General features: G+C 28.5%; 18 protein-coding genes. All 18 read left to right on the forward strand.

All coding sequences use genetic code 11. The annotated features are described in order from the left end of the window. Positions 1-176: 176 nt before the first annotated feature. The 18 genes from recG to EK368_RS05450 all read left to right on the forward strand — a co-directional run bounded on the left by recG (position 177) and on the right by EK368_RS05450 (position 21408). Complete coding sequence (gene recG / locus EK368_RS05365; RefSeq protein WP_129597195.1) at positions 177-2231, forward strand: ATP-dependent DNA helicase RecG; 2055 nt, start codon at positions 177-179, stop codon at positions 2229-2231. Between the two features lie 102 nt (positions 2232-2333). Continuing rightward, positions 2334-2537, forward strand: a complete 204-nt coding sequence (locus tag EK368_RS05370; protein WP_129597197.1) for an alpha/beta-type small acid-soluble spore protein — start codon at positions 2334-2336, stop codon at positions 2535-2537. Positions 2538-2880: 343 nt separating this feature from the next. Then, positions 2881-3426, forward strand: a complete 546-nt coding sequence (rsmD, locus tag EK368_RS05375) for a 16S rRNA (guanine(966)-N(2))-methyltransferase RsmD (protein ID WP_243109364.1) — start codon at positions 2881-2883, stop codon at positions 3424-3426. A gap of 4 nt (positions 3427-3430) precedes the next feature. Continuing rightward, the gene (coaD, locus tag EK368_RS05380) at positions 3431-3907 is read left to right on the forward strand and encodes a pantetheine-phosphate adenylyltransferase (RefSeq protein WP_129597201.1); all 477 of its coding nucleotides are present in this window, start codon (positions 3431-3433) and stop codon (positions 3905-3907) included. A 20-nt stretch (positions 3908-3927) separates the two neighbouring features. Continuing rightward, positions 3928-4377 (forward strand): ATP synthase subunit B family protein, encoded by a 450-nt coding sequence (locus EK368_RS05385; protein ID WP_129597203.1) that lies wholly within the window; start codon positions 3928-3930, stop codon positions 4375-4377. 217 nt (positions 4378-4594) lie between these two features. Further along, a complete protein-coding gene (locus EK368_RS05390) occupies positions 4595-4792 on the forward strand; it encodes a cold-shock protein (RefSeq protein ID WP_129597205.1) in 198 nt (65 codons plus the stop codon). Between the two features lie 185 nt (positions 4793-4977). Beyond that, the gene (locus tag EK368_RS05395; protein ID WP_129597207.1) at positions 4978-6921 is read left to right on the forward strand and encodes a sigma-54-dependent Fis family transcriptional regulator; all 1944 of its coding nucleotides are present in this window, start codon (positions 4978-4980) and stop codon (positions 6919-6921) included. Between the two features lie 398 nt (positions 6922-7319). Continuing rightward, positions 7320-8291 carry a pyruvate dehydrogenase (acetyl-transferring) E1 component subunit alpha gene (gene pdhA, locus EK368_RS05400; RefSeq protein WP_129597230.1) on the forward strand — a complete coding sequence of 324 codons (972 nt, stop codon included), beginning with the start codon at positions 7320-7322 and terminating at the stop codon, positions 8289-8291. Continuing rightward, a complete protein-coding gene (locus tag EK368_RS05405) occupies positions 8288-9256 on the forward strand; it encodes an alpha-ketoacid dehydrogenase subunit beta (RefSeq protein WP_129597209.1) in 969 nt (322 codons plus the stop codon). The genes pdhA and EK368_RS05405 overlap by 4 nt, the downstream gene beginning before the upstream one ends. Before the next feature lie 55 nt (positions 9257-9311). Further along, positions 9312-10613, forward strand: coding sequence for a dihydrolipoamide acetyltransferase family protein (locus EK368_RS05410; protein ID WP_129597211.1), 1302 nt, complete (start codon positions 9312-9314; stop codon positions 10611-10613). A 14-nt stretch (positions 10614-10627) separates the two neighbouring features. After that, complete coding sequence (gene lpdA / locus EK368_RS05415) at positions 10628-12019, forward strand: dihydrolipoyl dehydrogenase (protein ID WP_129597213.1); 1392 nt, start codon at positions 10628-10630, stop codon at positions 12017-12019. An 83-nt stretch (positions 12020-12102) separates the two neighbouring features. Continuing rightward, positions 12103-13098 carry a lipoate--protein ligase gene (gene lplA, locus EK368_RS05420; protein ID WP_129597216.1) on the forward strand — a complete coding sequence of 332 codons (996 nt, stop codon included), beginning with the start codon at positions 12103-12105 and terminating at the stop codon, positions 13096-13098. A 191-nt stretch (positions 13099-13289) separates the two neighbouring features. Beyond that, complete coding sequence (locus tag EK368_RS05425) at positions 13290-14261, forward strand: helix-turn-helix domain-containing protein (RefSeq protein WP_129597218.1); 972 nt, start codon at positions 13290-13292, stop codon at positions 14259-14261. A gap of 225 nt (positions 14262-14486) precedes the next feature. Then, a complete protein-coding gene (locus EK368_RS05430; RefSeq protein WP_129597220.1) occupies positions 14487-16232 on the forward strand; it encodes an ABC transporter ATP-binding protein in 1746 nt (581 codons plus the stop codon). 1 nt (position 16233) lies between these two features. Next, positions 16234-17958: an ABC transporter ATP-binding protein gene (locus EK368_RS05435; protein WP_129597222.1), complete on the forward strand. Its 1725-nt coding sequence runs from the start codon at positions 16234-16236 to the stop codon at positions 17956-17958. A 158-nt stretch (positions 17959-18116) separates the two neighbouring features. After that, the gene (locus EK368_RS05440; RefSeq protein WP_129597224.1) at positions 18117-18566 is read left to right on the forward strand and encodes a GtrA family protein; all 450 of its coding nucleotides are present in this window, start codon (positions 18117-18119) and stop codon (positions 18564-18566) included. Between the two features lie 232 nt (positions 18567-18798). Further along, the gene (locus EK368_RS05445; RefSeq protein ID WP_129597226.1) at positions 18799-20004 is read left to right on the forward strand and encodes an ATP-binding response regulator; all 1206 of its coding nucleotides are present in this window, start codon (positions 18799-18801) and stop codon (positions 20002-20004) included. Between the two features lie 138 nt (positions 20005-20142). After that, positions 20143-21408 carry a PP2C family protein-serine/threonine phosphatase gene (locus EK368_RS05450; protein WP_129597228.1) on the forward strand — a complete coding sequence of 422 codons (1266 nt, stop codon included), beginning with the start codon at positions 20143-20145 and terminating at the stop codon, positions 21406-21408. Positions 21409-21573 lie beyond the last annotated feature (165 nt).

Below are 21573 nucleotides of genomic sequence, written 5' to 3' on the forward strand. Positions count from 1 at the left end.
TACAAACTCGCTATGCTCAAACAGTGTAATGCTAATGATTTTCTCACTTATTCTATATTTTCATAAATTCTCAATAATTGTTCCTTATTTTTATAACTTTATTAAAAGATCATTTGTCAACAGTATAAAGAAATGACGTAAGTCATTTCTTGTTTTTGTATATGGAAGGTGATTATATGGAGTATCTAAAAAAAGATATACAATACCTAAAAGGTGTGGGACCTAAAAAAGCACAATATCTTAGAAATTTAGGAATTGTTACGATAGAGGACTTATTATATTTTTTTCCTAGAGAATATGAAGATCGAAGAGAAATAAAAAATATAGCAAGGCTTAATAATGAAGATAAAGCTACATTAAAGGTTATAGTTTGTGAAAAAGTAGTAGAAAAGTCTATTAGAAAAGGACTTAAAGTTTATAAGGTGCCTATAAAAGATCATACTGGGAGAGGCTATGCAGTATTTTATAATACTCCTTTTATAAAAAAAATATTAAAAAAAGATGCCCAATTATATTTATATGGGAAAGTGAAGAAAGCTTTTGGAGAAACACAAATCCTACATCCAAGCTATGAATTTATTGAAGAAGATACAAAAAAAAGTGGGATTTTAAGTGTGTATCCTTTGACACAAGGACTTATAAATAAAGATATGGTAAAATTTATAGATCATGTACTTGAAACTTTACATATAGATTATGAATATCTTCCAAAAGAAACTATAAAAAGAAATAGACTTTGTGGTCTCTATGAAGCACTTTTGAATATTCATAGACCAAATTCTGTAAAAAAACTTAAGATTGCAAAATTTCGTCTTGTTTTTGAGGAGTTGTTTATATTACAAATAGGCTTGTGGTTGATTAAAAATAAATTACATCAAAATAAAGAATTTATTTTATTTCATAAGGATAAAAAAGTAGATGATTTTATTCATTCATTACCCTATACATTAACAGATGCACAAAATAAGGTATTAGAAGAAATGATAGAAGATATGACGAGCAGAAAAATAATGAATAGGCTTGTTCAAGGAGATGTAGGATCAGGAAAAACAATTATTGCTTTTATTTCTCTATATTTGAGTGTATTAAACGGATATCAAGGAGTTTTAATGGTCCCTACAGAAATATTAGCACAGCAGCATTTTGTATCAGCACAAGAGCTTCTAGTGCCATTAGGACTCAATATAGAACTTTTAGTAGGAAGTGTTTCAAAAAAAAGAAAAGAGGAGATACGAAGGAAATTAGAAGATGGAGAGATTGATATTATAATAGGAACTCATGCTCTGATTGAGGAGAATATATCTTTTAAAAACTTAGGGCTTGTCATTACAGATGAACAGCATAGATTTGGAGTAAGACAAAGAAAAATTCTTTCAAGTAAGGGAATCAATCCTCATGTATTAGTTATGACAGCTACACCTATTCCAAGAACCTTAGGACTTATACTTTATGGAGATTTAGATATATCCATCATCGATGCACTTCCTCCTGGAAGAAAAAAGGTAAAAACTTACTGTGTACAGGAAGAGAGAAGAAATGATGTATATGAATTTGCAAAAAAAGAAATATTAGCAGGAAGACAAGTGTATATTGTTGCACCACTTGTGGAAGAATCAGAAAATATAGAAGCAAAATCAGCGACACAACTTTATGAAGAACTTAAAAATACATATTTTCAAGAATTTTCTATAGGGCTTTTACATGGAAAAATGAAACCTTATGAAAAAGATGAAATGATGATAGCTTTTAAAAAAGGAGATTTAAAAGTTTTAGTTGCTACTACAGTTATAGAAGTAGGAGTCAATGTTCCTAATGCATCTGTAATGATTATAGAAAATAGTGAAAGATTTGGACTTGCCCAACTTCATCAGTTAAGAGGGAGAGTAGGAAGAGGAGAATACCAATCTTATTGTGCTTTAATCAATTATAGTAAAAGTAAATTATCTAAAGAGAGAATGGATATTATGCAAAAAAGCAACAATGGATTTATGATTTCACAAAAAGATTTAGAATTAAGAGGACCTGGAGAATTTTTTGGAACAAGACAACATGGACTTCCAGAGCTTAAAATTGCAAATTTATTTAAACATATGGAGATACTAAAACAAGTTCAACAAGAAGCATCATTTCTTTTAAAAGAAGATCCAAGTTTATCTTTATCTAAAAATATAGATTTTAAAAATAAAGTTATAGAAAAATTCGGAGATCATATAAAAAAAATTTGCTTATAAACAATTACCATTCTGTTACACTACATCTAAAATATACTAGATATAAAATTGACTATATTGGTTAAATTAATAGTACAACGAAATAAGGAGGTGACTTCTAAAATGCCAAACACAAATCAAAAGGTAGTGCCAGAAGCAAAAGCTGCCCTAAATCAAATGAAATATGAAATTGCAAATGAATTAGGATTAAGCAACTACCAAGGTATGGATAAAGGAAATTTAACAGCTAGACAAAATGGTTATGTAGGTGGATACATGACTAAGAGATTAGTTGAAATGGCTGAACAACAAATGTCAGGTAAATAAAACTTCATATATAATAATAAAGAAGAGATCAAGGGTCTCTTCTTTATTATTATATGAAAAACCTCTTCCAATTCTTAAAATTCTATAATGTCAATAAGATATTTCTAAGATGATCCATAATTTTGTATGAAATAAATAATACTGGTGAAAAACTCACCAGTATTATGAGAGGAGAAATGAAGGAAGAGCTCTAAGGGGAATGAAATTTTTCTGTACTAATTATAATATGGCTAAAAAAATATAAAATTATGTATTGATTTTTAAAATATGAAAATAAAATTTTGTTTCTCAATTACTTATATGCTACAATATACTTATTGAAAGGAGAGAATGATATTTGAGAGTGATTTCAGGTTCTTCAAAAGGAATGAAATTAAAGGCACCAAAAGGAGAAAATACAAGACCTACTACAGATAGGGTAAAGGAATCTTTATTTAGCATGATTAATTCTTACTTAATAGATAGCTTTGTATTAGATTTGTTTTCAGGTACTGGAGGCTTAGGAATAGAAGCTTTAAGTAGAGGTGCAGAAGCTGCCTATTTTGTGGATAATAATAAAATGAGTATTCAGGTGATTAAAGAAAATATTGAACATACTGGATATAAAGGAAAAAGTGATATTTTTTTTGCAGATGTGGGCAAAATGATAAAAGAGTTTGGACAAAAAGAGAAAAAATTTGATGTGATCTTTATGGATCCACCATATTTAAAGGATTTTATTATACCTTGTATAGAAGATATATATATCAATAAAATATTACAAGAAGATGGTATCATTGTTGTAGAGCATGATATAGAAGATCTTTTACCTGATCAAATTCAAAGTTTAACTAAATGGAAAGAAAAAAAATATGGAAATACATTGATAACCATTTACTCAAAGGAGTGATAAAATGAGAACAGCAGTATGTCCTGGAAGTTTTGATCCAGTTACAAATGGGCATTTAGATATTATCAAAAGAACTGCTAAAATGGTAGACAAAGTGATTGTAGCAGTTCTTTACAATCCCAATAAAAATCCTCTTTTTACAGTAGAAGAAAGAAGAACACTTTTAGGAGAAGTTCTTAAAGAAATTCCCAATGTAGAAATTGATTGTTTTTCTGGATTATTAGTAGATTATGTAAAAGAAAGAAAAATAGATGTAATTGTAAAAGGATTAAGAGCCATCTCAGATTTTGAGTATGAATTTCAAATGGCACTTATGAATAAAAAGTTAAGTCCAGAGGTAGAAACTATTTTTATGATGACTAATAATGAGTATTCATATTTAAGCTCAAGCGTCATAAAAGAAACATGTAAATTCAAAGGATGTATAGACGGGTTAGTTCCTGATAAAGTTAAAGATGCTTTAATTAAAAAATTTGAGTAAAGAGCAAAGGAGGGGGAATTATGGATGCATTAAATCTAATAGATGAACTAGAAGATATTATAGAAAATAGTTCTTCAATTCCATTTGCAGGAAAGAGTTTGGTAGATAAAGAAGAAATATTAGAGCTTATCAAAGAAATTAGAATTCAATTACCAGACGAAGTGAAACAAGCCCAATGGATCAAAGAAGAAAGGCAAAGAATTCTTTTAGAAGCACAAAAAGAAGCAGATGATATTGTAGAAGATGCAAAAGTACATATAGAAGAAATGATAGATCGAGATGAAATTACAAGAGAGGCACAAAAAAGAGCCGAAGAAATCATTTCTGAGGCTCAGATGAATGCAAAAGAAATTCGATTAGGATCTAGACAATATACTGACGAATTATTAGGAAGTGTAGAAAAAAGCATTGAAAGGGTATTAGATACCATCAAAGACAATAGAAATGAGTTAAGAGGAATGAAGGGATAAGATCTTAAAATAAAAAATTTTCAAAAACCTCTTGACTTATTTTGAAAATAGTATATTATTAAATAGAACCTTAGTTCAACAGTAAATAATTTATTATAAGAAAATTTTTCGATGGATCTAATATGAATTTTAATTTTAAACATAGATTTCGGAATTTTTATTGATAACTTATATTTACAGAGAATTAAAGGAATAAAAATTTCGGAGGTAAGAACATATGACTGGTACAGTAAAATGGTTTAACGCAGACAAAGGATTTGGATTTATCACATCAGAAGAAGGAAATGATGTATTTGCTCATTTCTCACAAATTAACAAAGAAGGATTTAAAACTTTAGAAGAAGGACAAAAAGTATCTTTTGATGTTGTTGATGGAGCTAAAGGTCCTCAAGCTGAAAATATCACATTAGTTTAAGAAACTCAAAATTTAAAGCAACTATTAAAACCTGGAGATTTATCTTCAGGTTTTTTGTTGCTTTTAGCTAAAGAGAAAGAAGTAAATCTACAATTATATATGATATACTAAATATAGTAAAAATTTACACAAAAATTACAATAGAATATGAAGAGGAAAAAGTTAAGTGAAGGAGGGAATAACTGTTGCTTAGTATTGGGAATATTGAAAAACAGTGGGAAAATTTTGTAAAAAAAAATCAAATTCCAAAAGATATAAAAAAAGAGATACTAGATTCATGGATCCGATGTAAACAATACAATGTTGATCCATATGAAGGAAGTGGCAAAAATATAGGGAAAGAAGAATTTGATCAAGTACTTCAAAATAAGAAAGAACTCATTGAAATTGCAAAGCCTATCATGCTAAGTTTATATAATGTGGTGAAGGAATCAAATTATTCTATTATATTGACAGATGAAAATGCCGTAATTCTTGAAGTTATTGGAAATGAAACAATTATGGAGAGAAATATTAATCTATATTTTTTAAAGGGTTGTCAGTGGACAGAAGAAAATGTAGGCACAAATGCTATTGGAACATGCATTTATCTAGATCAACCTATTCAAACTTTAGGAGCAGAACATTATGGACAAAAGCAACATAGATGGACTTGTTCTGCGGCACCTATACATGACAATAATGGAAAAATTATTGGAGTCATTGATTTATCTGGAGATTTTCAAGGGTATCATTCTCATACCCTTGGAATAGTCGTTGAAGCTGCTAATTCTATACAAGAACAATTTTTAATAGCTGAACATAGAAAATGGGTGAAGGTGGCTTTTGAATCTATAGAAGATGGAATCTTAATCATAGATAGCAATTTTTGTATAAAAGATTTTAATTTAAAGATGTGTGAAATATTAAAGGTACAAAAAGAAGAAATTCATACATTAGATATAAAATTATTATTAAATGATATTATAAATGATATTGGCAATTTTAATAAAAATAATAATATTATTTATAGAGAAGTGAGCTTGTATGTAAATGATCATAGAGTGGAATGTAATATAAATGTTACTCGTGTTGAGCAGGGAGATAAATATATAGGTTTTGTTATTGTTGCAAAGAAAATTGATAGTTTTAGGCATGCAGTCAATAAAATAGCTGGTTTTTCTTCAAGATATACTTTTGAAGATATTATTACGAATAACTTTAAAATGAAAAATATAGTAGAAGAGGCAAAAAATATTGCTGAAAATGAATGCTCCGTATTGATTACAGGAGAAAGTGGGACTGGAAAAGAATTATTTGCACATGCTATTCATAATGAAAGCGTAAGAAGAGAGGGCCCTTTTGTTGCTATTAATTGTGCAGCATTACCAAAAGATTTAGTAGAAAGTGAGCTTTTTGGTTATGAAAAAGGTTCTTTTACAGGAGCTTCAAAAGAGGGACAACCTGGTAAGTTTGAGTTAGCAAATAAAGGAACTATTTTTTTAGATGAAATTGGCGAGTTACCCCTTCAAATGCAATCAAAACTACTTAGAATTTTAGATAATCATACTGTAACAAGGATTGGTGGAACATATGAAAGAAATTTAGATGTAAGAGTGATTGCAGCTACAAATAGAAATCTGTATCAAGAAATTCAGACCAATAATTTTAGAAGTGATTTATATTATAGATTAAATGTATTTCATTTAAAACTGTTTCCACTTAGAGAAAGACCTGAGGATATTTTACTGTGTGCAGAATTTTTTTTAGATAAGTTTAATAAAAAAAATTTTAAAGGTCAAAAAAATTTTGAGAAAAATTTTATTCAAGCTCTTATAAACTACCATTGGCCAGGCAATGTTAGAGAATTAGAAAATGTTATTCAAAGAGCATACTATCTATCAAAGAATAGAATAATATCTTCTACATTGATTCCAGATTATATTAACAAAAATATAAGAGAGCATACAAATCATATTTCCCATACTTTATCTATCAACCATCCTCAATCTAAAATATTAGAAGAAATTGAGAAAAATTTAATTATGGATTCATTAAAAAAATGTAATGGAAATGTTGTTCATGCAAGTAAAATGATAGGAATAGGAAAATCTACTTTATACAGAAAACTTAAAAAATATGGATTATAAAAAAGTTTTACTTTTGAAGATGCATAAGTGGACTTTTTTGAAATACATAACTGAAATTATATATTATAAGAAGTGTCAAAGTGAGAATTTATAAAAAATTCCCACTTTGACACTTCTTTTTTCCCATAATGAGTTTAAATGAGAAATTTTGGGAAAACTAAATTTTTACATCGGCTATTTTACTAGTTTTTATTTTGGTATGGCTTTTGCTTAAACATATATGTAGAAATGTGAGAAACGAAATGATATTAAAACTTTAGAATTGAGAGATTGTTTCCGTGTTAATTTGATAGGAGGTGTTCATATTTAATAATACACTTTTGTATTGGAAGATGTGAAGGAAGTATAAAATTTAGAATAAAAAACAAGGGGAGGTAATGAATTTGACTATACCTAATATGAATGTGATTGATATGTATAAAACCATGTTAAAGATTAGAAAGTTTGAAACAAAAGCCATGAACTTTTTTGCAGAGGGAAAAATTCCAGGTTTCGTTCATTTATATATAGGAGAAGAAGCAGTTGCAACAGGAGTATGTGCAAATTTAAATGATGATGATTATATAACAAGTACTCATAGAGGGCATGGACATATACTTGCTAAAGGTGGAGATTTGAAATTCATGATGGCAGAGCTTTTTGGAAGAGCTACAGGATATGGTAAAGGAAAAGGAGGATCTATGCATATTGCTGATGCAACAAAAGGTATATTAGGTGCAAATGGGATAGTAGGTGCAGGTCATAATATATCTGTAGGAGCAGCTTTAAGTGCACAATATAGAGGAACAAAGCAAGTTTGTGTGTGTTTCTTTGGAGATGCTTCTACCAATCAAGGAACTTTTCATGAGTCTTTAAATATGGCAAGCCTTTGGAAACTTCCTGTTATATTTATATGTGAAAATAATTTATATGGAATATCTATACATCAAAGTAGACATCAGGCTATAAAAGATATATCAGAAAGAGCAGTTTCATATAATATGCCTGGTATTACTGTAGATGGCAATGATGTGTTTGCAGTCTATGATGCTGCTAAGGAAGCTATAAAAAGAGCTAGAGAAGGGAACGGTCCTACTTTAATAGAGTGCAAAACGTATCGCCAAAGAGGACATTTCGAAGGAGATCCAGGAACATATAAACCTGCTCCAGAACAAGAAGAATGGGTAAAAAAAGATCCTATTCCAAGGGTTGAAAAATTTATATTAAATAAAAAAATATTAAATGAAAGTCAATTAAAAGATATTCAACAAGAAATAGACATTCAAATTGAGGATGCAGTAGAATTTGCTAATAATAGTCCGTATCCATCATTAGATTCAGTAATAGAAGATGTTTATTCTGATATGAAAGAGGAGGTTCGAGTAAGATGAAAATGACATTTTTAGAGGCAATCAAAACAGGGATGGATCATGAAATGAAGAAAAATGAAAATGTATATATCTTAGGAGAAGATGTTGGTCCTTTTGGAGGATGCTTTGGTGTTACAGCAGGACTTTTTGATAAATATGGAGATAAAAGAGTAAGAGATACTCCTATATCTGAAGGAGCAATTGTAGGTTGTGCTGTAGGCTCAGCAGCTACAGGATTAAGGCCAATTGCAGAATTGATGTTTGGAGATTTTGTAACAGTTGCTATGGATATGATCGTAAATCAAGCAGCAAAAATGAGATATATGTTTGGTGGGAAAATAAATCTACCTCTAGTAATTAGAATGCCTATAGGAGCTGGAGTACAAGCATCCGCTCAACATTCACAATCTATTGAAGCATGGTTTACCCATGTACCAGGGCTTAAGGTAGTATATCCATCTACACCAGAGGATGCATTAGGGCTTATGATGTCTTCTATAGAAGATGATAATCCTGTTATTTTCTTTGAACATAAGTTGTTATATGGAATGAGTACAGAGGTAGGTGATGATATAAAGCCTATACCTTTAGGAGTGGCAAAGGTACAAAGAGAAGGGACAGACGTTACTGTAATCGCTACTGGAAAAATGGTTCATAATGCTATTGAAGCTTCCGAAAAACTTGCAAAAGAAGGAATTTCGGTAGAAGTTATAGACCCAAGAACCTTATATCCACTTGATAAAAATACTATATTTTCCTCTATTGAAAAAACACATAAAGTACTTGTCATTACAGAAGAACATAAAAGAGGTGGCTATGGAGGAGAAATATCAGCAATGATTAGTGAAGAATGCTTTGATGATTTAGATGCACCAGTTGTTAGAGTAGGAGCATTAAATGTACCTATGCCATATGCACCAACTCTTGAAAACGTTGTCATTCCTAACACTCAAGACATCATAAATGGTATTAAAAGAATGTTTTAATATGAGGGGGATTCTCCCCTCGTTACAATTTATTTAAAGAATAGGGGGATTATTGATGGCAAAAATTGTAGTCATGCCCAAACTGGGATTAACCATGAAAGAAGGAACTATTGTAAAGTGGGTAAAAAAAGAAGGGGATACAATAAATGCTGGAGAAGTTTTGTTTGAAGTGTCAACGGATAAGTTGACAAATGAAATTGAAGCTAATGAAAGTGGAATAGTAAGAAAGCTTCTTAGTAAAGAAGGAGACTCAGTAGAATGTCTAAAACCAGTAGCCATTATTGCAGATATAGATGAGGATATTTCTTCTTTATTAAAAGAATGTAATATACAAGAGACTCTAGAAGATACGCAAATGAATATCAAGAAACAACCTATGTCCGTAAAGAATGAAAATAAGTCTAAAAATAGAATAAAAATATCTCCTGCTGCTAAAAAGTTAGCAATAGAAAACAATATAGATATTGAAATAATTGTGGGGACAGGACCAGAAGGAAGAATTGTAATAAAAGATATAGAGAAATTGATTCAAAGTCAAAAAAATAAGACTAAAGTTTCTCCAGTAGCAGATAAAATGTCAAAGGAATTTAATGTTGATTTATCTGAAATCAATAAAGATGGAAGAATTATGAAAGAAGATATTCTAGCTTTTATAAATAAGAGTATAAAGGATGAAGAGGAATTTGAAGAAAAAAGAATTTCTATGACTCAAATGAGAAAAGTAATTGCTTCAAGAATGTATGAAAGCTGGAGTGTTGCACCTGTAGTTAATTATAATATGAGAGCAGATATAACAAATTTAAAGAAAGTAAAAAATGCATTAAAAGATATATGTAAAGTAACCTATACAGATCTTTTGGTGAAAATTGTATCAAAAGCATTGATGCAATTTCCATTAGTGAATTGTTCAGTGGATGGTGAAGAATTAATCTTAAGACACTATGTAAATATTGGGGTAGCTGTAGCCATAGATGGAGGATTAGTAGTGCCTGTAATAAAACATGCACAGAAAAAAGGGTTAAAAGAAATTTCACAGGAAGTTAAAAATTTAGCTTCAAAAGCTAAAGACAATCAATTAAATTCAGATGATATGGAGGGTGGAACATTTACAATTACAAACTTAGGAATGTTTGGTATGGAGTCTTTTTCACCCATTATTAATCAACCTGAAGTTGCCATACTTGGAGTAAATAAAATAGAGGAAACTCCAATGATTGAAAATGGAGAAGTTGTTAGTAAGCCTTTAATGAATTTATCACTTACAGCAGATCATAGAGCTGTAGATGGGGCAGTAGCAGCAGAGTTTCTTGCAAAAGTCAAAGAACTTATAGAAAAACCAGAAATATTGATACTATAAGGATGGTGATAAATATGAAAATAGTAGTTTTGGGTGGAGGACCAGGAGGGTATGTAGCTGCAATTAGAGCAGCACAATTAGGGGCTCAAGTAACTCTTATTGAAAAATCTATTATGGGAGGAACTTGCTTAAATGTAGGATGTATACCAACAAAAGTATTATTGCATAGTGCTGAATTATTTCATGAAATAAAAAATAGCAATCAATTTGGAATCGAAGTGAGTGGGGAAGCTAAAGTAAATTGGAATCAATTGCAAAACAGGAAAAAAACTGTAGTCAATACATTGGTTTCAGGAGTAAAAAGTTTATTAGCTTTTAATAAAGTAAAGGTGATCAATGGTATTGGAAGTTTTGAATCAAACCATATTATTTCTGTTATCAAAGAAGATGGAGAGGTAGAAAAAGTAGAATTTGATAAAGTAATTATATCTACAGGTTCTATACCAAGTGTACCTCCAATAGAAGGAAAAGATGTCATAGGAGTAATAGATAGTACAGATGCTTTAAGTTTAGATAATATACCCAAAAGTATGGTTATTATTGGGGGAGGAGTTATAGGGGTAGAATTTGCAAGTATTTATAATGCTTTTGGATGTAAAGTAACAATTATTGAAATGCTCCCATATATATTACCTCCAATAGATCGTGAAATTTCAGAGATGATGAAATCAAAGTTAATCAAGGAAGGAATTGAAATTCACAACAATTGCAAGGTAATGAGAATAGAAGAAAATGAAGAAGGTCTTAATGTTATTTTTACTAAGGGACATGAGCAACTAAAAATATATGCCCAAAAAGTGTTGATGGCTGTTGGAAGAAAACCTTATATAAATAGATTAAATTTAGAACGAGTAGGTGTAAAAACAGAAAAAGGATGTATTGTTGTAAATGATAAGATGCAAACCAATGTAGATCAAATATACGCAATAGGGGATTGTATAGGAAAAAATATGCTAGCTCATGTGGCATCAGAGCAAGGGATTATTGCTGCAGAAAATATAATGGGTAAAGATGTAAAAATGGATGATAAGACGATACCTTCTTGTGTATATACAAAACCTGAATTAGCTTCTGTTGGACTTACAGAAGAACAGGCCAAGGAAAAAGGAATAGATTACAAAGTAGGAAAATTTCCTTTAATGGCAAATGGAAAATCTCTTATTATGAATGAAACTTTAGGAATTATAAAAATTATTGCAGATAAAAAATATGATGAGATTTTAGGAGTTCATATATTTGGACCAAGAGCTACAGATTTAATTACAGAAGGAGCACTAGCACTTAGATTAGAAGCTACTTTATCAGAGATTGCATCTACAATACATGCACATCCTACTGTAGGAGAAGCTATAAAAGAAGCTGTACTTGCAGTAAATAAAGAAGCTATCCATATGATTAATAAATAAGGAGTATACCCTAGCTTTATAGCTAGGGTATACTCGATAGTATTGGTACAAAAGATAGTTTTATTATTTTTGGAGGTGAAAAAATGAAATTTTTAATCAATCCATCGACCAATCCTTTCTTTAATTTAGCATTAGAGGAATATCTTCTTAAAAATGTGAATATAGAGGAAGACTATTTTATACTTTGGCAAAATGAGCCGACTATTGTAATTGGAAAACATCAAAATACTGTAAATGAAATCAATATAGATTTTGTAAAAAATAATAATATTCATGTAGTGAGAAGAAATTCAGGAGGAGGAAGTGTTTATCATGATTTAGGTAATATTAACTTCACTTTTATAACAAAGTATGATGAGAAATTTTTGCTAGATTTCAAGACATTTACTATTCCAGTTATTGAGTCATTAAGCAAACTCAATGTGAATGCACGGTTATCAGGAAGAAATGATATTTTAATAGGAGAAAAAAAGATATCTGGAAATTCTCAGTATATCTATAAAGATAGATTCCTTCATCATGGGACTTTGTTATTTGATTCTGAACTAGAAAATTTAGTAAAAGCATTAAATGTAGATAATGATAAAATTATAGGGAAAGGGATAAAGTCCATAAAAAGCAGAGTAACCAATATAAAGGATTATTTAGACAAAAATGTTTCAATAGAGGATTTTAAAGATATTTTGATTACAAATATACTTCAGTTTAACAAAAGCATGATCAAAGAGTATGAATTAAATAATGAAGATATTAACCTAATTAAAAAATTAATGAGAGAAAAATATATGACTTGGGAATGGAATTTTGGAAAATCACCAGAGTTTAATTTTGAAAATTCAAAGAAGTTTGAAGGTGGTAAGATACAAGTGTTTTTAAATATTATAGATGGATTTATTTATGAATGTAAAATATATGGTGATTTTTTAGGATTATTAGATTTATCACAAGTAGAAAAAAATATGATAGGAATAAAGTATGGAGAAGAATATATAGAAGATTTTCTAAAAACTATTGATCTAAAAAAATATTTTGGTAGTTTATCTATCAATGAAATAAAATCATGCTTTATAGAATATTAAAGTTTCATGAACTGAAAATATTATGTATAATATTGATAGACCAAATAAAATGAAAAAATTAAAAATATTGAAAAGATAATTGAAGATGAAGTAAACTATATTAAGTTTGTAAATCAATTTATCCTTATGATTATGGCAAAATAAAATCAAAAAGAATTAGACTGTGCAAGAAAGAGGAGGAAACATTGGAGATGGAAAGTAAGAACGATATAGAAAATATTTATTGTAAATATATTAAAGATAAATATTGCTGTAAAACATGGGATGAATTGCTAGGGAAAAAATATGTTATAGGAGAACAATTTGGTAAGGGAAATTTTTTAGTACTTAAAATAGAAGAAGGATTAGAAGTTTCAAGAGTAAGACTTGATGAAATGTATATGGATTTTGATAATAAGAATTATGATGAGGATGTTTTAGAAGTAGGATATTGTTATAGTGGAGATAATAAAATTTTCTCATTTCCAGATGGTAAAGAATATACATTAAAAGAGGGAGAAATTTTTGTTTATACCACATTAAATGATGTGGAATACTTTCAATTTATATATAAAAATTGTAAAACTATATCTATTCATTTAAATTTTAATACCATTAGAAATGTGGTCAATCCCATATGGGAAGATCGAGTACTATTAGATTGGAAGGCAAACATTCATAATATATTTAAAGAAAATATATTAATCATAGAAAAAGCTAGCTATGATTTAAAACAAATCGCAAAACAGATGGATGCTATTTCAACAGATGATATGATGGGATATATGAAGCTGAAATTAAAAACTATTGAGTTTTTAACTACTTTTTTAGAAGAAAAAATGAAACATATAAATAGTGAAGAAAATGAAAAAATAAGTAAGGCAAAAGAGATGATCCATGATAATCTTGAAAAGATACCTTCTGTTAAAGAATTGGCTATGATATTAAATACAAGCATTTACAAATTACAAAAATGGTTTAAAGATAGTACAGGGGATACGGTTTATGAATATATAAAAAAAGTAAGAATAGAAAAGGCAAAATATTTACTTGAAAATACTCAAATGTCTATTCTGCAAATTACAAATGAGATAGGTTATGAAAATCCAAGTAAATTTGCTAAGTTATTTAAAAACTATTATGATATGACACCTTTGCAATATAGAAAATGCAAGAACAAATAAATTAAAATTGTTTTTAAAAATATAAAAAGAATAGCTAGTTTCCTAAAATGCTTCTAAAAAATAAAAATCAAAAGGATGATTTTTGTTTTTTGGAGCATTTTTTGTTTGTTTTGGAGTAGAAAATGATAATCAATATCAATTATACTGTAAATGATATGAGAGGAGGGCCTTGAAAAAAATGATTATGATAAATAAATTCTATAAAAGGAGAGGGAGGAGATTAAAATGAAAACACAATCAAATTTGGTTTTTTTACTTCAAGAATCAGGCAAAGAAAAATTTAAATTATATATATCTGCAATATTTAGTGTAATAAGCTCATTACTTGGGATTGCACCATATATATTGATGTATCATATCATACTAGAGCTTTTTAACACTTCTGTAGATTACCAAAAAATAAAGTCACTGGCTATTATTGTAGGGGTAATTGTAGTAGGGAGAATGGTAATATTTTTGGCATCAGGAGTATTTTCACATATTGCGGCATATACAATACTTTATGAGATTAGAATGAAGGCAATCAATCATATGTCTAGATTGAATATGGGATTTTTTACAGGACATACAATTGGAGAAGTGAAAAAAACAATTAATGAGGATGTAGAAAAATTAGAAAATTTTATAGCTCATCAAATTCCAGATGTAGCTTCAGCTGTAGTAACTCCTATTATAGTGATCTCTTATCTTTTTTATTTGAATTGGAAGTTGGCTTTAGTTTTATTTATTCCAATTGTTTTAGGTTTTCTACTTCAAATGTCTATGTTTAAAGGTATGTCAGAAATGGCAAAGCATTATCATATTTTGCTTCAAAAACTGAATTCTACTATTATTCAATATATCAATGGAATGAATGTGATGAAAGCTTTTAATTTATCTGCAAAGTCTTTTAAAAATTATAAAGATACTACAAAAGAATATGCAGATTATTGGATTCAAATGACAATGAATACTTCTCCAAAGTATGGGATATTTTTGGTGCTTATAGATTCAGGACTTTTATTTATAATTCCTATTGGAGGAATGATGTTTTTAAATCAAACAATAAATGCTTCTACTTATATTATATTCTTAATTTTAAGTTCAAACTTTCTTCTTGCCTTTAAACAATTATTGGAATTTGGAGGTCATTTTTCATTATTACTAGAAGGTGCTGGTAAAGTAAGAGAGATTATGAAACAGGAACAGCAAGTGAAAGGAAATAAAATATTAGAGAAAAAAATAAAAGGAAAAATAGAATTTAATAATGTTACATTTAAATATGATCAAGAAGAAGTTATAAAAAATTTATCTTTAACCATAGAGCCTAAGAATATTGTAGCACTGGTAGGACCTTCTGGGTCAGGAAAAACTACTTTAGGTCAATTATTAGGAAGATTTTGGGATGTAGAAGAAGGTAGTATTAAGATTGATGGAGTCAATATAAAAGAAATAAATATGGAAGTTTTAATGGATCAAGTATCTTTTGTATTTCAAAATGTTTTTATGTTACATGATACCATAGTAGAAAATATAAAAATGGGTTCAAACAAAAGTATGAACGAAATTATAGAGGCTAGTAAAAAAGCACAAATTCATGACTTTATAATGAGTTTACCTGATGGTTACAATACATTACTTGGGGAAGATGGAATAAAGCTTAGTGGAGGAGAAAAACAAAGAATATCTATAGCAAGAGCCATACTTAAAGATAGTCCTATTGTAATTTTAGACGAAGTTACTTCTTACTCAGATATAGAAAATGAAAGTAAAATACAACAAGCACTTAGGTCTTTGTTAAAGGGTAAAACAGCTATTATTATAGCACATAGATTATATACAATAAAAAATGCAGATAAAATTGTAGTGTTAAAAGAGGGAGAAATTGTAGAAGTGGGAACACATGATTTTCTTATGAATAAAAAAGGACTCTATAGACATCTTTGGGATTTATATGATTATGAAGTCTTAGAAGTAGAAAGGGGTGCTTAACATGTTTTCTGATATAAAAAAATTATTAGGAGAAGATAGTAAAAAACTTAAAAAACCTATTATATTATTGACAATAGACACTTTGTTTAACATGTTTTTTTATTCAATATTATATTTTGTATTGTTAGATTTAATGAATGAAAGTTTAAGTTTCTCAAAAATAAAAACATATACGATGCTAATGATTGTTGCTTTCATTGCTAGAGCTATTGCAAACTCAAAAGGATATACAGGGATACAAGCTAGAGGGGCTAGAGCTATTGAAAAAATGCGTATTTCACTAGGGGATCATATTAGAAATATAAATTTAGGTTTTTTTAATAAAAATAGTATAGGAATGTTATCTAATATCATGACGAATGATTTACAGGATTTTGAAAAAGTAATTACTCATAATACAAGTGATTTAATAAAAACAGTTTTTCTTAGTGTCTATCTTCTTTTAATAACATTCGTGGTGGATGCTTCTTTAGGAATCATTCAGCTACTAGTAGTACTTGTTGCAATTCCTATAATATATATGGGAGGCAAGAGGGTTAGTGCTATAGGAAATCATAAAAAACATGTAATGAATCAAGTAATTTCAAGAATGGTTGAGTATTTAAATGGTATACAGGAGTTTAAAGCTCATAATTTAATAGGGGAAAAATTTGAAAGATTAGAAAAATCTTTTAGAGATTTAAGAAAAGAAAGCATAAGAACTGAAGTGGCTATTGTACCTTTTGTGCTTATATTTCAAATTATAGTGGATCTAAGTTTTCCTGTATTATTAATGATTGCTATAACAAAATTTGGAGCAGGAAACATAGAAAAAAAAGAATTATTGACATTTATCATCATCAATATAGCACTTACAAATGTATTAAGAGCATTTGGGGCTCAATATGGAGAATTTAGATATCTAAAATTGGCATCACAAAAGTTAATGCAGACTTATGATACAAAAGAAATGAGTTATAAATATGAAGAAGTAGATTTTGATCATTATAATATTGAATTTGAGAATGTAAGTTTTGAATATGAAAAAGGAGAAAATATTATTAATCATTTGAGTTTTGAGGCAAAGGAAGGAACAATGACAGCACTTATTGGGCCTTCAGGTTCGGGAAAAACTACAGTTACAAGCCTTATCGCTAGATTTTGGGATATAAATGATGGAGTAATAAAAATAGGGGGAAAAGATATAAGAAGTATTAACCCTGATTCACTATTAAAGCATATTAGTATGGTATTTCAAGATGTATATCTTTTGAATGATACAATATATAACAATATAAAATTAGGAAATCCACAGGCAACTGAGGAAGAAGTCATACAAGCAGCAAAACTTGCGAATTGTCATGAGTTTATAGAAAAGCTAGAAAATAAGTATGAAACTATGGTAAGTGAAGGTGGTACAACTTTATCTGGGGGAGAAAAGCAAAGAATATCTATAGCAAGAGCAATACTTAAAGATGCCCCTATAATACTTTTAGATGAAGCTACGGCTTCTTTAGATGCAGATAATGAGCTAGAAATTAGAAAATCTATTAAAAAGCTTACAGCTAATAAAACAGTAATTGTAATTGCTCATAGATTAAATACTATTAAAGATGCAGATCAAATTATTGTTTTAAATGAAGGAGCTTTAGAAGAAAAAGGAGATCATGAAGAGTTAATAAAGAATAAGAAAAGATACTATAGTATGTACAATGAAATGGAAAAAGCTAAAAATTGGGCAATATAACAGGAAATTGATATCAAATAAAAACTTCAGCATATTGCTGAAGTTTTTTGTATAACGATATGTTAAGATTAGGAGGATTGTTGTAGGATATACTAAGATGATATAATATAAAAAGTAAGATAAAAAAGTGAATTTTTTAAATTAGAGAGGTATAGTTTATGGATCTAAAGACTAAGATCAAAAAATTTGAAAAATATAATATAAAAAAGATTACAAATTATTTAGTACTAGGTATACTGACGACAGGCATTAATATTGTGGTGTTTACTTTGTGCATCAAAATGAATATTTATTATTTATGGAGTAATGGAATCGCGTTTATTTTAGCTATATTGTTTGCGTATACTACTAATAAAAAATGGGTTTTTCACAAGCAAAGTAAACAAAATAATACATTCATGGAACTAAGCAAATTCTTAGGGTGTAGAGTTTTTACATTAATATTAGAGAGCATATTGTTATTTATTTTGATCACACAAATGTTTTTCAATCCATATAGAGTAAAGATTTTTACAAATATAATAGTAATTATACTTAACTATGGATTGAGCGAATGCTTTGTATTTAATGATCGTGTTTATAAAGGATCATCAAATAAAAGACTATAGGTTAATTGAATTGTAAAATAAAATCTATGTAAGAAAGTATTTACATAGTATATAATACATTTATATCTATAGAAAAATGATTTAAATATGAATGATTACATTCTATACTATAGTTATAGGGAGGGTTTTTAAAAATATAAATATTAAAGATTAAAAGAGTGGGTATTAATGGTAATAGTCTTTTAGATATTCATAAGCATTATAGTTTAAGTGATTGGGATGTGAATTATTTATGACTAACAATATGAAACAATCTATTTATTTATTAGAAAGAAAAAATAAAGAGGATATTTTGTCTACAGAAAAAAAAGAAAATGTCTTTCATATTAAGACACAATTTCTTCTTAATGTATCTCATGAAATAAGAACACCTATGAATGCTATTATTGGCTTTGCACAAATGCTAGGAAATTCACCTTTAAATGAAGAACAAAGAGAATATGTTGAAATTATTAAATCATCAGGACAAAGCTTATTAAAAGTAATTGATGATATTGTAGATATTTCAAAAATTCAACAAGGAAAGCTTAACTTAGAGGAAACTTATTTTCATATGATTGAATTGATAGAAGCTACAATAAAGTCTTTCTCTATAGAAGCAAGAAGAAAAGGAATTGAAATTGGTTTATTTATTCAATCGAAAATACCATACATTGTAAAAGGAGATCCTATAAGACTCAAACAAGTAATTCATAATCTTATGAGTAATGCTGTAAAATTTACAGAACAAGGGGAAGTATACATAGATGTGAGGTTAGGAGAAGAGATAGAAGATAAGGTATACATAGAATTTAAAATTGAAGATACAGGTATTGGTATTTCTAATGAGGTTATGGATAGATTATTTGAACCTTTTGCTCAAGAGGATGAATCTTTTACAAGAAGATTTGGAGGAAATGGATTAGGTCTTTTTATATGTAAAGAGCTAGTAAAGATGATGAATGGAAGAATAAAAGTAGAAAGTACAGAAGGTAAAGGCTCAAAGTTTGAATGCAGTATACCTTTTTATAAGTATATGGATGAGGATATGCCAGATTGTAAAGAGTATGTATCACTGAAAGATAAAAGGGTACTCATAGTAGATAGTCATCCTAGGAATTGTGAAATTGTTAAAGCATATTTAGAAGAAGCAGGATGTATTGTAGAAAAAGCTTATGATATAACAGAGGCTTTAAATAAATTGATTTCAAATAATGATATTCATTGTGTTTATGATATCGTTTTAATGGATGATCAAATTGCTTCTATGCATGAATATAATGTTTTGTCTGTATTAAAAGCACTTTCTTTTACTAAAAATATACAAATTATTTTGGCAAGCTATATTCCAGTAGAAGAAAATATCAAAAATGAATTTTCAGGTTATGTTTCAAAGCCATATAAAAGAAGTGAGTTATTAGAAACTTTTGAAAATACGATAAATACAATTTCTAAATAATCTTTTTAAATAACTTATTGAAGATATTATTTTATGTATGAAAATAACATAACGCTAAAGTGTTAATTAATACAAAAATAAGAATAAATTTATACTAAATAAAGTTCTATAAGAACTTAGGGGTGAAGGAGGGTAATAATGGATTATAATATATTGATTGTGGATGATGTTATGTTAAATAGAAAGTTGATGAGGAAAGTATTATCCAATACGTCAGGAAAATTTTCTTTCTATGATGCAGAAAATGGACAAGAAGCTATTGATATTTTAAAAAAGGAAGATATTGATTTGGTTATTTTAGATTTAATGATGCCTATTAAAGATGGGTATGAGGTTTTAGCAGATATGAAAAAGCAAGACAGATATAAGGATATTCCTGTGATTGTAAACTCAGCGATTACAGATATGGATAGTATTAAAAAAACTTTAGAGTTAGGTGCTACAGATTATTTTACAAAGCCTATAACTCCAGATCAAATGGAAGTCATTATACCATTAAAATCCATGAATGTACTTAAATATTATGAACAGAAAAAGGCTTTGAAGAAAATAAATAAGAAAATACAAGAAGAACTAAAAATTGCTAGCATGCTACAAAAATATCTAATAAAAGGAAATAAAAACTCTGCCATCATGGATACATACACTCATTATATATCTTGTGATGAAGTAGGTGGAGACTTGTATGATTATATTGAATTAGAGGATGAATTTTGGTTTATGATTGCAGACATCAAGGGACATGGAGTAGCTGCTGCTATGGTATCGACTATGTTAAAAGCTTTGTTTAATAGCATCATAAAATATGGAAAAAATCCCAATCACGTTTTAGAGGAAATGAATACTACATTTTGTAATATGACAGATAATAAAACAGATTTATCTTTTTCGGCTTTTGTGGGAGTGATCAAGGAGAATATATTAACCTATGCTAATGCAGGTCATCCATATCCTATCATTATTCATTCAGATACTAAGGAATGTAAGTTATTAAAATTAAATGGCAGATTGATGGGAATATTTGATGACATTCAATACAATAATGGACAGGTATCTATTCAAAAGGATGATATATTATTAGTTTATACAGATGGTTTGTATAATTTAGAAAAAACAGGACAAAACAATAGCAATATGATTGACATAGATATAGAGTATGAAGAAATTAACATTGAAAAGGAATCTGTATTAGAAGAATATATGGATCAGTTATGCAATTTTGAGAAAGAAAAAGAAGTAACTATGGGAGATTTTAACCTTGTATATGATTATGTATCTAAAAATATAGAGGAGTTACTAAAGGGTCCTAATCCATTTATAATAAATTTATTAGAAAAATTTCAAAAGCAAGATAAAACAAATAATATAGATGATGTTACGATTATGATGATGAAAAAAAAATAGTATATCAATGCTTCTATTTTCTCTGTATGAACAGGAGAAGGTGGAAGCTTTTTTAAAATATATATAAAAACACATTACATTATTTTATAAAATTGGATCGAATAGGAATAAAGAAGGATTGATACAATTTATTGAATATGATAAAATCACTTCCAACATATCTAT

It is taken from the genome of Anaerophilus nitritigenes (assembly GCF_004138215.1).
GTDB classification, from domain to species: domain Bacteria; phylum Bacillota; class Clostridia; order Peptostreptococcales; family Thermotaleaceae; genus Anaerophilus; species Anaerophilus nitritogenes.